Origin of the sequence: Belliella kenyensis (assembly GCF_022549675.1) — a bacterium.
In the GTDB taxonomy this organism is placed as follows: Bacteria; Bacteroidota; Bacteroidia; order Cytophagales; family Cyclobacteriaceae; genus Belliella; species Belliella kenyensis.
The window spans coordinates 62430-74555 of sequence record NZ_JAKZGR010000002.1 but is presented as its reverse complement, the minus strand read 5'-3'; the positions used below and the strand labels follow the sequence as shown (position 1 = coordinate 74555).

The window sequence follows — 12126 nt, the reverse complement described above, 5'->3', positions numbered from 1 at the left end:
CAGATACTACAGATCGGTGGAAAAGTCAAACTATTCAACGACAACAACATCCGTACAACCATCAGGTACCGCACAGTGACCATCTGCATATGATGGATCACAACCCAATTCAAAATCACTCCACATACAACGACCAGAAAGTGCTTGAGTAGGTTGAGAAGTAAATGTCGTAAAAGCTACTAGGGACATAAGCCCAAAAGAAAATAGAAACACTTTACGCATACCAGTTATAATTTCATACCCTTAACAATATGCAGACAGGGCAAAAGCCTAACCAAACTAAATTTGATTTCCTCAATAATAATAATATGAAATTACAAAATTAGCCCATTAAATCTATAGTTTTTTTGATAGAAGCTTGAGGAAACTGAAATTAGTCCCTTGGCATGTGTCCTCACAAGCCTATTTTCATTAAAATCCCTCCCCATGGTTTGTATCCCCACAAACTTATTGGAGTATTCGGCATTAAAGCTCTGTGAGGACACAGAACTTGGAGGATTGAAGGTGTGTGAGGAAACAGAACTTGGAGGATTGAAGGTGTGTGAGGAAACAGAACTTGGGAAAAATCCTGTAGGGGAAACAGAACTTTAGGTATAAAAAAAGCCAGTGAAACCACCAGCTCTTTTCAATCAGAAACAAACTATAATAAAGTTTACAAGATATGGGAATTCACCCAATCGATTTCTTCTTCTCTTATCGTATGTTCAGGATCTGGAAATATCAAGGTTTTTACTTTTCCATGCATTTTCTCCAACACTTCTACTGAAGCATAGATCCTATCCAATGGAACATGCATATCTTGTTGACTTGAACCGATAAAAATCGGTGTGCCATCGAAATCGCCCAGGTACTTGGAAGTGTCTAGCTTTTCACCTATCAAACCTCCTGTAAAAGCCACAATTCCTCCATATTTCTTGGCATTTCTCGCCACGTACTCTAATGAAAGACAAGCACCTTGGGAAAACCCAATGAAGTAAATCTGAGTTGAAGAGTATCCTTGCTTCAAAAAATCATGAACGATACTTTCAATCTTATCTAGCGCTTGGCTCAAAGAGGGCTCATTGCTTTGATCTGGAGCCATAAAACTGTAAGGATACCAAGTATTTCCATACGCTTCAGGAGCAATAAGTGTAAAATTATTCAACTTGAGATATCGCTCCAAACTCAGGATACTTGATGCCGAAGCACCTCTACCGTGGATCATGATAGCCACTTTTGTGCTTTCACCCAAAGGCAATCCTGCTATTTTCATATCACTCATACTTGCTTGTGTTTAGATGTATTTTTGGAAGATTTGAGGCAATCTGTCCCCTATGAGTTTCAGCCCATTCTGGTAATTTTAGCAATTCACCCAAATGTGCTTCATCTTCATCTATAGCGAATCCTGGCTCATCAGTGGCTATTTCAAACAACACTCCTCCAGGCTCTCTAAAATAAATGGATTTGAAGTAATTCCTATCCTTCACCTCAGTGACTTGATAGCCATTGTTGATTAGTAACTTTTGTACTTCTAATTGAGTTTGAGTGTTTGCTGTTCGGAAAGCTATATGATGAACTGATCCAGCACTTTGAATACCTTGTCTACCTGATGGACTTGTCACTATATCGACGATATCCCCTGCTTTTCCCTCAGTACCATAGCGATATCTCCCATCTTCGTCTGCGATGAATTTGTAGTCCATAAATTGGGTTAACAATTTCACAGTTAATTCCTTCGCTTTCAAATTCAGCGTAGCACCATAGAATCCCTTTATCACATATGCTTCTGGCACAGGTCCTCCAATCCAACCCTTGCGATCATCTTTATCCGTAGCGATCAGCTCTATTCCCATCCCATCATGATCTTCAAACCTAATCAGCTGCTCACCAAATCTAGTCAACACATCTGAAGTAGGCACTCCAAACCGCCCTAACCTTTCCTTCCAGTAAGATATGGCATCTAATGGAATAGAGAATGCAGTATAGGTAAGCTCTCCAGTTCCTTTAGAGCCTTTGCGAGCACCATCGAATGGAAATGTGGTAAATACCGTCCCAGGCGTACCTAAAGTATCTCCAAAATAGAAATGATAAACATCAGGTGCATCAAAGTTGATCGTTTTTTTGACCAACCTTAGCCCCAAGACTCCCGTGTAGAAATCTACATTTTTTTGAGCATTGCCTGCTATCGCAGTGATGTGATGAATACCAGTGATTAAGGCTGTCATATTTTGTGGGATTTATAATTCTAAATAAGGCCAAAGCAAAATTGCTTCAGCCTATTGTATTCTATTCAATATCTAGGTTTGAGTTTTTGAAGTATTTGAAATCCAATTCAGATTATTGCTTCACCAATTGTACACTCAGGATAAGCTTAACTGAATCAGAAACAACAACCGATCCAGCTTCAGTTACTGCATTCCATTTTAAATTAAAGTCCTTTCTGCTAATCTTTCCTTCGATTTCAAATCCCGCTTTTGTATTTCCATATGGATCTTCTGCTACTCCTCCAAAGTCTACATCTAGCTCTATTGATTTGGTAACTTCTCTGATGCTTAGGTCACCTTTCAACTTTCCTCCGCTTACCACACCTTCAAATGAAAGCTTAGGATAAGCCTCAGCGTTGAAGAAGTCATCCGACTTTAAGTGACCATCTCTATCTGCCTGATTAGTATCTATACTATCGATATCGGCAGTAAAGTTAACTTTTGCTCCCTCAAAATCATCTGAAGAAGACTCTGCTCCTCCTTCAAATTTTCTAAAGTAACCAGTAACTGTAGAGATTACCAAATGCTTCACTTTAAAGGATACTTCTGAATGTGTTGGGTCTATAGACCATTTTGTTAAGTTGCTCATAATTTTCTTGTTTATTGAGTGATTTGAAATTTATTTGTGATTACATTTTATGTATATACAATTATTAGATTAAATATTTTACCTCCGAAGCTTAGCCTCTGAATTTGTCTAACAATTCATTAAGTTGAATTGTTTCTTCTTCAGACAGGTTAACGACAGTTTTATTGAAAGCATACACAGATTCTTCCAGTTGATTCAAAATATCAAGCCCACTCTCTGTGATAACTATATCCACTTGACGTCTATCAGAAGGGCACTCCTCCCTGACCACATAGCCCTTTTGCTTAAGTTTTTCAACCAGTCTGGAAGCATTCGACATCTTATTTAGCATCCTATCTTGAATCGAAGAGACTGTAATTGGTTTCCCCTGCTGACCCCTAAGTATTCGCATCACATTGTATTGTTCTGGGGAAAGACCATACGGCTTGAACAAGGCACTTTGCTTGGTAACGAAGTAACTGTGGGTATAAAGTAAGTTTACCACTACTTTATTATAAGGGTCTTTGAAAGCTTTTTGCTTGATCTCATCTTCTATCCTCATGGAAATACCTTAAATTGTATATAATGTATATACATGCAAATGTATAAAAATGTTCCTCACTTTCTAATAAAATATTTTAACACCTTGTTTTTCAGTCATTTAATTTCATATGATAAAAAAAATGGATGTGAAAAGAGTTGATTCTATAGTTTCATTGCAAAAAAACTTGATTCTAAATTTCAATTGGAGAGTATCCTTGAATATTGCTTGATCAAGGATTTAAGTGAATTTCTAAAAATACATTTATGCGAAAAACTATTCAGCTATTTAAAAGAATCTAACCAATCCAAGAGTAGTTTATTCACTTCATGAGGCTTTTCAATGGTACTGGAATGACCTGCACCCGGAATCATGTGCAAAGTGGCGTTGGGAATAGACATTTGAATGAATTTCGCTTTTTCAGGTTTAGTTGCTACATCTTCATCCCCTGCAATGATCATGGTGGGAGATGAAATCAACCTGATCTCGTCCTCAATACCGGACCTGCTCATTACAGCATCTACAGATCTAGCAATAGATTTTTTATTTGATTTGAGGATTTTAAACCACTTCTTAACCTCTGTCTTATTTTTAGGGTTCTCTAGCCAACTCTGAGCAAACAATATTTTCATCACCTCTTGTGCTACCATTGGTAAAACTCCAAACCACTTCACCGTTCCATTTAGCATCTTATACTTTGGAATATTTTCTACAGGTTCTGCATTAGCAGATGTCTCTAGCAGCACCAAGCTCTTGATCAACTCTGGATATCTAGCAGCCAATCTCATTCCCACAAAACCACCCATAGACAAACCTACAAAATGAACAGCACTACCTACCAAATGAATTATCAATTCACGAGCATCTTCGGTGAGATCATCCATATCAAACTCCTCATTTGATAAAGAAGACTTCCCCTGACCTCTGTGATCAAAGGCTATCACGCGATATTTGCTTTTGAGTACTTCCACTTGCTTGTCAAACATCCTGTGATCCCAAAGCAATCCATGTGACAGGACTACAGTAGCCTTTCCCTCTCCAGTATCGGTATAAAATAATTCAACTTGATTGATCTTTATGGATGGCATGATGGATGAGTTAAGGTCTCAAGTTAAGGTTTCAACCATACAAATCCAAAATCTTCAAAAAAGTTACGGCATCAAAACAAAAACTTTATCAAATCAACAATTTTCTAACCTCCATTCACTTTCTCGGACTAATAGAGTAGTTTTTTCATGGACATATACTTCTACTTTTTTTTCAGTCAAACCCAAAAGTCGATCGTAAGGACCTACAGGGGAGATTAGCTTTACAAATATCGGAGCTGTTTCTACAGCGATAAAGAGCAAGACAATCATTAAATTAGCAAGTTTGACAGACTCACTCTGACTACTGATGGCAGAAAGCGCATCTATTCGCGCTGCCATTCCATCAAAACCATCGATTTGCGGTTGAATTTTGGCAAACTCAGCTTCTTTTATCTTTGATAATTCTACCAATCTATCGTCAATTTTATCGATTCGCACTTGGTGTTCTTTTTTAAATTGATCCAAATCTCTTTGAGCCGCATCTAATTGTTGTTCTTTCTTTTTTGCATTTGTCCCCAGTCCAACTATGCCCGAGCTCCCACTTGTTTTTACCCCAAATCGCTCCAGATCATACTCCTTTTGCAACTGATCTCTAAAATTTTCCATAGCTTTGAGTTCAGCCTTTAGACTATCCTTTTGAACTTCTAAGTGCAGCACTTCTGGAAACCCTAAAGCAATCTTGGCCTTACTTTCAGCTACCATTTCAATCTTTTTCTTGTCTAACTCCCTATTGATTTCCCTTTCAAAAATTTTTAATTCTAAAGGCTTTGATATAACCAATGCCAATATGATTGCCATCATAAATCTTGGTATTGCCATTTTCCATTCAGACTTTTTACTGACTTCCTTTCTCATACTTGAGACGATAAACCGATCCAAATTGAAAATCATAAGACCCCAGAGTACTCCAAAGCCTACAGCATACCAAAGTGATTGAAATACAGTAAAAAGCGCATATCCAGCAGACAATGAAGCCAAAATACCTGTGAACAATACAGTCCCCCCAATTCCAACATATTTGCTTGATTCTGTGGGAGTTCTTTTAAGCAAATTAAAGTTAGCGCCCGAGCAAAACCATAGGAATCTTTTCAGATTGTTCATTTCGTATTTAGATTTAGATGTTAAGTAAAATCCAATGATAATTTCAAGCCAAATTATGAACAGACAAAATATTTGAGAAAAAAATGTGACCAAACGCACAAATTTGGGTCAAAGAGTACATAACCTGTTTTGAAATACAAAACACTAAATGCTTATCAACCCAGCTTACCTATTTTCAAGGTGTTCCATTTCCAACATTTTCGAACAATAAGTGTTCGATATTGAAAAAGAATCAATTTATAATTAAACAATTAAGAGAAGGGCTTGCCAATTGGCCCATTAAATTATTTTCATTTTCCAAAACAAAATTTTATGAAAAAACTGGTTTTACTTACGCTTTTGGTTGGCTTGATGAATTTCAGTCAAGCACAAATTAAATCGGTAGCTTTTGATGTAGTTGCAAACCAAATTAATTCAGGTGTAGCACTACCTGCAGAAGAACCTTTTTACATCAGAGGTTCATTACCAAGAGGAATCGAGTATGTTAAAGTAAGGGTAAACAGGCCAAACAAGGGTCTAAAGCAAGCCGATACCTACGAATGGAAAAGAGCTTTCGATTATGAAGTGAATCAATATGAACTATTTATTGGTGAACCACTAAAAAGCAATACGAACTATGATTTTGAATTCACTTTTTATGAAAGAGCAAGTGAAGAACAAATGCAAGAAGTAAAAGAGTCAATATCAAGCAATTTATCTTCTTACATCAGAGCAAATTTTGAAGTTACCGCAAGTGGTATTAGGTCGTCCAATAGTGATCAAGTGATGATAACACAGATGAATCAAATAGTAGAAAATGGACTAGAAGACTATAGGCATTTTCTGGGTAGAGATTTTAGTGGATTTTCTGATTTGGTGAGACAAAAATTAGATCAAAGGAATAAATTGAAGCTGAGAAGAGCTAGATTCAATATCTTAGGAAAAGCAGAAAAAGATAATGATAAGGCAGCCTACGCCAACAAATATATAAGTGAACTAGAAGAAGCTGTAGAAAATGAACTTAACCAATACTTATCCCGAAGCTTGATGTCATTGGTAGATGTGAGATATATCAGTTCGTATCCTACTGAGAGAAAGCCTGGCGTTTTGCCTCTCAATTTCGGGTATGGCGCATTTGCAGTCAAAAGACACCTAAGCTCTACTGAATATTTTAACGGTCCTTATGTCGGTCTTTCTTTACCATTAGGCAACAAAACCTTCAAAAGATTTCTGGGTAATGCTTCATTTTCTACAGGTGTATTTCTTCAAAATTTCAATGCAAGTAGTGGAGAAAGAATTTCAGGACCCATAGTAAATCTACCAATCTACGCAGGTCTTGGTTACAAGTTATTCAATGTGATGAGATTCAATGCAGGAGCTGTGCTTATCAATATGGACGATTCTAATATGAATACGCGTACTGACTACATCCAACCTTATGTAGGTATGAGTTTGGAACTCAATCTTTGGTTAGGGTTTAATAATAGGAGGTAATCCATGAAAAAGCTGATGATCATATTTTGCCTCAGCTTATTCACACTATCTGTCCTAAATGCACAGCAAAAAGCATATGACTGGAGGATAGGAGTAAGTGGAGGCTATAGCAACTATTATGGGGATCTCACTCCCCATAGAATACGTGGAATTTCAAATCTAGATGCCATTCAGCATTTATTATATTTCAATGAGAACTACTTCGACCAATACTCTTGGAAAGTCTCCTTGGAAAGACAATTGAGCCCTACCATTGGCTTGCAGTTTAGTTATGGTCAGTATCAATTTGCCATGTCTGATAGGTACAGAATGCGCAATGGTCAGCTTATGACTGATGCAAGAAACTTTGACCGTGCACTCAACTTCCAGACTGATGCAAGAGACATGGGAATTGCTTTTGTCTTCAAAACGGACAACGATAGATTACTTCCCGCTAAATCTTGGATAGCACCTTATGCTACCTTGGGATTTGGATTGATAGACTATACTGTCAAGGGAGACCTTCTTGATGACAATGGGAATCCTTACAATTACCTCGATCCCACGGTTTCCCCAAATGGGATTTATGAAACAGAATTGTCTCCGCTCAGAACAGAACTAGAGAATGGCTATGACTTAGGGGTATTCTATGCCAATTTAGGTCTTGGAATTAGATTTAGATTAGGACACAGAGTGGAACTCTTCGCTCAAACAGATTTGATACACTCTTTTACAGGTTATCTTGATGATGTGAGTGGTACCTATCGGGAGACCTACGACAACGCTTTTCAAGCATATGCCGCACAGCCAGGAACCAATATAATTGATCCGAATACTAGAAATAGAGGTGAAAATAATGGTCAAAATGATTGGATAATCTATCATGGAGTTGGATTGAAATATAACTTTGGAGCAAGAAAATCTTCATTTAGAGCACCAAAACTTAGCACACACTATCCAGATTATAATGAGCCAGTTGGGTCTAAGCCAACAAAAATAGAAGCACCTAAAAAGATCGACGAAGAGATCCTTACATTGGACTCCATACCGAGTAAACCATTTGGAGGAAATATATATAACTACTTCAATAATTTTCAAATAACCGATCAAGAGAAATTAGATAGCCTCCAATTCCAAACACAAGCTCTCTCGTGGAACCAACAAATAGAGGGAAAAAAAAGACAAATCTTAGAGGGAAAAGTTAAAGAAAAATCTCTGGTGGATATTCAACAAAGAGTCGCTGACCAAGAACTTGCTCTTAAAGCTGATACATTATTAAGAGCAACTTCTAAGGATTCCTTGTTGAAAGCCACAGAAGCCAAAAGGTTCGACTTAAGGTATTCATTGGATAGTATTAAGAGAAGAGAGGCGGAATTGCTTATTCAAGTTGATAGTTTGAATAACCTGATCAAGAATCAGCAATTGAGGAAAGGAAGAGCTGTCTTCTTAGATAGAAGTATTTTTGGATTCGATGTAAACAAATCCAATCTTGACAGCACTTTTGGTAGAGAAGAACCTAAAATACTTTCAGATACGACCGGTTTATATGATAAAAAGAATGCTCCTGTAAGCAGAAATAATATATCTAATGAAAATTCAATAAAACCACTATCAGATCTACCAAGTGAGAGCTTGAGTAATAATTCTGCAAGTAAGCAAACAAAAGAAGTAGCTCCGAATTCAAAAGAAAACCTGATCGCAACCAACTTAGCAAATCAGCAGCTAAACGACAATAGAGTGGCGCAGCAGGAACAAAGGATAAGACAATTAGAGGATCAAACAAGGTCACTTCAGAGACAAAAAGATAGCTTAAACGCTCTCCCACGAGAGGTGATATATTTGGGAAGTAATAACACCAACACTTCACAAGCAAGCACAAATGAAAGGCCATCCATGATCAACCAATCATTTAGAGACACAAATAGACCTCAAGAAACTGTCATATATCAACAACAGCCAGCTGCTACTTCCAATAATAATGTAGCGGTACAAGAAGAAAGAGAAAGACGTGGCCTATGGAGGTCGATCGCTGCTTTTTTTGGAGGTGCAGCTGCCTCTAGGGCTTTGGATTCAAGGTCACAAAACACAAATAACAACTTCCCAATGGTAAGCAGAGAGGTGGTTAGTGGGCCAGTTCAAGAATATAGAAACAATCAAGCCAATCAAACAGAACTGCAAAAAGAGCAACTTGAAAGATCCAAAAGAGTAGCTCAAAGCGTGGGATTTGTAATGCTTGGCATAAGCCCTGACATGTTAGCTCAGCAAGAGCGAGCCAATACCCAAGAAAAAGTGGAACAACCTACTGACGAAAAACTGATCAATGAACGTCCACAACCAAAAGCTGACACTGTATTTATAGAAAGAGATCCAGAGATTGAGATTAAATTATTGAGGTTTAAGGAGACCATCTTTTTTCAAATAAACCAACGCAGCCCAAATATAGAAGAGGTAAGAAAACTTGCTGATTTAGCTGATTTTATAAAAGAAAATGAAGGCCACATTCTTATTTTGACAGGATTTGCTGACAATACAGGCAATGTCGCTTACAACTTGAAGTTAGCCGAAGATAGAACAAATTCAGTAGCAGAAATTCTTTCTGAACAATTCGGTATTCCTAAATCAAAAATCATAACCGAATCAGGTGGGCAAGTGATCCGAGGATCACAAAGAAGTAGCAATGATCAGGATAGAAGAGTAGAAGTCAGGGTAGAAAAAAACAATTGATACCCACTAAGGATCAATGGTGATATATGATTCTATTGTCCGATGGAATAAAATTATTTTTTTATAGCTAATTGGTAGAGGCTTTGGATAGATATTTCCAAAGCCTTTTTTTCTAAAATAATGAAAAGGATAATTTATCTGTCAGTAATTCAAGAGCTCTGATTGCCTTTACAGAATTCCCCTTTTCATTGAGCTCGGGACTCCATACTGCAATGCTAAATTTATGAGGCATCACAGCAGCCACTCCACCACCAACACCACTTTTACCAGGTAGACCCACTCTGAATGCGAATTCGCCAGCCTCATCATAGAAACCACAAGTCAGCATCAAAGCATTGATTCTCCTAGCATGGCTTTCGGAAACAATTTCTCTGTCCGCAAATATAGAATAACCATCATTGGCCAAAAATGAAAATGATCTTGCCAAGTCCACACAACTCATTTCCATCGCGCAGTGAGAAAAGTAAACGTCTAAAACCTCGTCTACTTCATTTTCAAAATTCTGATAAGCTTTTAGAAAATACGCTAACGCTGTGTTTCTTTCTGCGTGGTTTTTCTCTGATTCCTTTACAGAAGAGTTGATCCGAACACAAGACTTGCCCGAAAGCTCATTGATATAATTAGAGATTTGTTCTATTGGATTTTCAAACTTACTGCACAAAGCATCAGTAATGACCAAAGCACCAGCATTGATAAATGGATTTCTGGGTATCCCTTTCTCAAATTCCAATTGAGCTATAGAATTGAAAGGGTTGCCGCTAGGCTCTACATTCACTCTAGACCAAAGCTTACTTTTGAAAACATGAAATACCATTACAAGTGTATGAACTTTGCTAATACTTTGGATAGAAAACGGTACTTCGTAATCACCAACACCAAAAACATTACCATCCAAATCTACCAATCCAATTCCAAATTGAATTGGATCTACATTAGCTAATTCTGGAATATAATCTGCTACTTTTCCGCGCAAATTCTCTGACTGCACTTCTTCGTATACTTCCTCTATAATTTTTTGATAATCCATAATAAATAAATAGGCAAAAATCAGACCTCTATCATGGATTACTACCTTTTGAACCAACTCTTCGAACTAAACCCATAACCAACAAATAATCCCGTGTAGGAATTCCTACTTGTCAATGGAAGTCCTCCCGTTTCTTCACTACCGTACGGAGTAGTACCATCAAAACCTTGCTGATGTCTAAGCCCTATATTTACATAGTTACTTTTTCTCGTGTACAACTTAACTCCAGCTTCCACTCTCGCCACAAAAACAACTTCTCTATAATCCTCAAAAACAAGCCCAAGCAATCTTTTATTATACTTATGGTGCGAAATACCAGCAGAAGGCTGAACATAGAAAGCTTTTTCCCCTTTGTTAAAATTATACCTTGCACCTATGGCATAGTTACCATAGTTTCTGTAAATAGTATTTTCATTTAAGTTAGTGGTTTCAACATGTACTCCAGACCTCATCCATTCTCCTTGTAAACTCAGTTGCCATTTTTCATTGATCTTCGGAAGAAGGTTTGCTCCAGCATGCTGACCTAGTCTACTTGAAAGTTCAGTATCTTGCAGATTAGAGAATTGTCCCATTTCAAAATAGTTAATATTTAACCCACCATATAGCTCTAAGTCTACTAAGCCTTGCGCCTCAGCTCTAGTAAAAAACAAAACACCGATAAATGCAATAATCACTTTAAAACATGTTTCCATTTTACTTCTAATTTGTTTTATACAAATATACATTAATTTTTCACCAATAAAACTAATTCAATATTTAATCAATATTAATCAAAGCTACTCACCCTCTTGATTCAAATACCATAATAAGTATGCACGGCTATACTTTTGTTTACAGGCAACAAGGAGTACAAGAGGGCTTTTTTGCTAAGTTATTTATGGGAATGATTTTAACTTCAATAGCTTTTCTATTTGTCAGTATTTTTATCTTACCTCGTATTTTGGACAGAAGCATTGCTGACACCGAGGCTTTGATTCAGTTATATGGAGAGTGATGATTTACAGAGACCATATATCAAGCATGCCTAGAGCCTGTCGTTCATGCCTACTCTCAACGAGTTGAAACCCGTTGTCAAGATGTCGACCGCTCCTATGGAGCTACTCAATGCCAAATCAACAATTCTACAATGATTACATAAAAATCAGAATCCATCCATCTCGAAAAAGCTATTCAGCACCACCCCAAAGTGCCAGCGGCACGAACGACATCTTACCCGTGGTTTTCAACCCACGGAATCAAAAACCTCTCCACCTTCCAAAAAGTCCCGCAGGGATGATTTACATACGAACCCTTCAATTTCCATTCTTAGATAGAAATTAAGACATTTCAATTATAAAAAACTTCGTTTTCCCAAAATCTCGGCACTACGCAAATCCAAAACA

Annotated in this window: 12 protein-coding genes; 3 read left to right on the top strand and 9 right to left on the bottom strand. The window is 37.4% G+C overall.

Features of this window, described 5'->3' with window-relative positions; genetic code table 11:
* Nucleotides 1-30: 30 nt before the first annotated feature.
* Nucleotides 31-222 carry a hypothetical protein gene (locus MM214_RS01995; protein ID WP_241291388.1) on the bottom strand — a complete coding sequence of 64 codons (192 nt, stop codon included), beginning with the start codon at nucleotides 220-222 and terminating at the stop codon, nucleotides 31-33.
* Nucleotides 223-426: 204 nt separating this feature from the next.
* Between MM214_RS01995 and MM214_RS01990 the strand changes: the two genes are divergently transcribed.
* Nucleotides 427-591: a hypothetical protein gene (locus MM214_RS01990; protein WP_241291385.1), complete on the top strand. Its 165-nt coding sequence runs from the start codon at nucleotides 427-429 to the stop codon at nucleotides 589-591.
* 61 nt (nucleotides 592-652) lie between these two features.
* Here the strand turns inward: MM214_RS01990 and MM214_RS01985 are convergent, their stop codons facing one another.
* From MM214_RS01985 to MM214_RS01960, 6 genes are all read right to left on the bottom strand, one after another.
* Complete coding sequence (locus tag MM214_RS01985) at nucleotides 653-1261, bottom strand: alpha/beta hydrolase (RefSeq protein WP_241291383.1); 609 nt, start codon at nucleotides 1259-1261, stop codon at nucleotides 653-655.
* On the bottom strand, nucleotides 1254-2204 hold the full coding sequence (locus MM214_RS01980; RefSeq protein ID WP_241291380.1) for a ring-cleaving dioxygenase: 951 nt from the start codon (nucleotides 2202-2204) through the stop codon (nucleotides 1254-1256). The genes MM214_RS01985 and MM214_RS01980 overlap by 8 nt, the downstream gene beginning before the upstream one ends.
* Nucleotides 2205-2316: 112 nt before the next feature.
* On the bottom strand, nucleotides 2317-2832 hold the full coding sequence (locus MM214_RS01975) for a YceI family protein (protein WP_241291377.1): 516 nt from the start codon (nucleotides 2830-2832) through the stop codon (nucleotides 2317-2319).
* 91 nt (nucleotides 2833-2923) lie between these two features.
* Nucleotides 2924-3373 (bottom strand): MarR family winged helix-turn-helix transcriptional regulator, encoded by a 450-nt coding sequence (locus MM214_RS01970; RefSeq protein WP_241291375.1) that lies wholly within the window; start codon nucleotides 3371-3373, stop codon nucleotides 2924-2926.
* Between the two features lie 263 nt (nucleotides 3374-3636).
* Complete coding sequence (locus tag MM214_RS01965; protein ID WP_241291373.1) at nucleotides 3637-4440, bottom strand: alpha/beta fold hydrolase; 804 nt, start codon at nucleotides 4438-4440, stop codon at nucleotides 3637-3639.
* Nucleotides 4441-4533: 93 nt separating this feature from the next.
* On the bottom strand, nucleotides 4534-5541 hold the full coding sequence (locus MM214_RS01960; RefSeq protein ID WP_241291370.1) for a DUF4407 domain-containing protein: 1008 nt from the start codon (nucleotides 5539-5541) through the stop codon (nucleotides 4534-4536).
* A 312-nt stretch (nucleotides 5542-5853) separates the two neighbouring features.
* On the opposite strand from MM214_RS01960, the gene MM214_RS01955 reads away from it, so the two are divergent.
* Nucleotides 5854-7014 (top strand): hypothetical protein, encoded by a 1161-nt coding sequence (locus MM214_RS01955; RefSeq protein WP_241291367.1) that lies wholly within the window; start codon nucleotides 5854-5856, stop codon nucleotides 7012-7014.
* Between the two features lie 3 nt (nucleotides 7015-7017).
* Nucleotides 7018-9717 (top strand): OmpA family protein, encoded by a 2700-nt coding sequence (locus MM214_RS01950; protein ID WP_241291365.1) that lies wholly within the window; start codon nucleotides 7018-7020, stop codon nucleotides 9715-9717.
* Nucleotides 9718-9829: 112 nt separating this feature from the next.
* On the opposite strand, the gene MM214_RS01945 is transcribed toward MM214_RS01950, so the two are convergent.
* Complete coding sequence (locus tag MM214_RS01945) at nucleotides 9830-10744, bottom strand: glutaminase (RefSeq protein ID WP_241291363.1); 915 nt, start codon at nucleotides 10742-10744, stop codon at nucleotides 9830-9832.
* Nucleotides 10745-10785: 41 nt separating this feature from the next.
* A complete protein-coding gene (locus MM214_RS01940) occupies nucleotides 10786-11436 on the bottom strand; it encodes a hypothetical protein (RefSeq protein ID WP_241291361.1) in 651 nt (216 codons plus the stop codon).
* Nucleotides 11437-12126: the final 690 nt, after the last annotated feature.

What these genes read in the sequence shown, in the direction of transcription:
- MM214_RS01995 (WP_241291388.1), bottom strand. Translation starts at nt 222, where the DNA reads ATGCGTAAAGTGTTTCTATTTTCTTTTGGGCTTATGTCCCTAGTAGCT.
- MM214_RS01990 (WP_241291385.1), top strand. Translation starts at nt 427, where the DNA reads ATGGTTTGTATCCCCACAAACTTATTGGAGTATTCGGCATTAAAGCTC.
- MM214_RS01985 (WP_241291383.1), bottom strand. Translation starts at nt 1,261, where the DNA reads ATGAGTGATATGAAAATAGCAGGATTGCCTTTGGGTGAAAGCACAAAA.
- MM214_RS01980 (WP_241291380.1), bottom strand. Translation starts at nt 2,204, where the DNA reads ATGACAGCCTTAATCACTGGTATTCATCACATCACTGCGATAGCAGGC.
- MM214_RS01975 (WP_241291377.1), bottom strand. Translation starts at nt 2,832, where the DNA reads ATGAGCAACTTAACAAAATGGTCTATAGACCCAACACATTCAGAAGTA.
- MM214_RS01970 (WP_241291375.1), bottom strand. Translation starts at nt 3,373, where the DNA reads ATGAGGATAGAAGATGAGATCAAGCAAAAAGCTTTCAAAGACCCTTAT.
- MM214_RS01965 (WP_241291373.1), bottom strand. Translation starts at nt 4,440, where the DNA reads ATGCCATCCATAAAGATCAATCAAGTTGAATTATTTTATACCGATACT.
- MM214_RS01960 (WP_241291370.1), bottom strand. Translation starts at nt 5,541, where the DNA reads ATGAACAATCTGAAAAGATTCCTATGGTTTTGCTCGGGCGCTAACTTT.
- MM214_RS01955 (WP_241291367.1), top strand. Translation starts at nt 5,854, where the DNA reads ATGAAAAAACTGGTTTTACTTACGCTTTTGGTTGGCTTGATGAATTTC.
- MM214_RS01950 (WP_241291365.1), top strand. Translation starts at nt 7,018, where the DNA reads ATGAAAAAGCTGATGATCATATTTTGCCTCAGCTTATTCACACTATCT.
- MM214_RS01945 (WP_241291363.1), bottom strand. Translation starts at nt 10,744, where the DNA reads ATGGATTATCAAAAAATTATAGAGGAAGTATACGAAGAAGTGCAGTCA.
- MM214_RS01940 (WP_241291361.1), bottom strand. Translation starts at nt 11,436, where the DNA reads ATGGAAACATGTTTTAAAGTGATTATTGCATTTATCGGTGTTTTGTTT.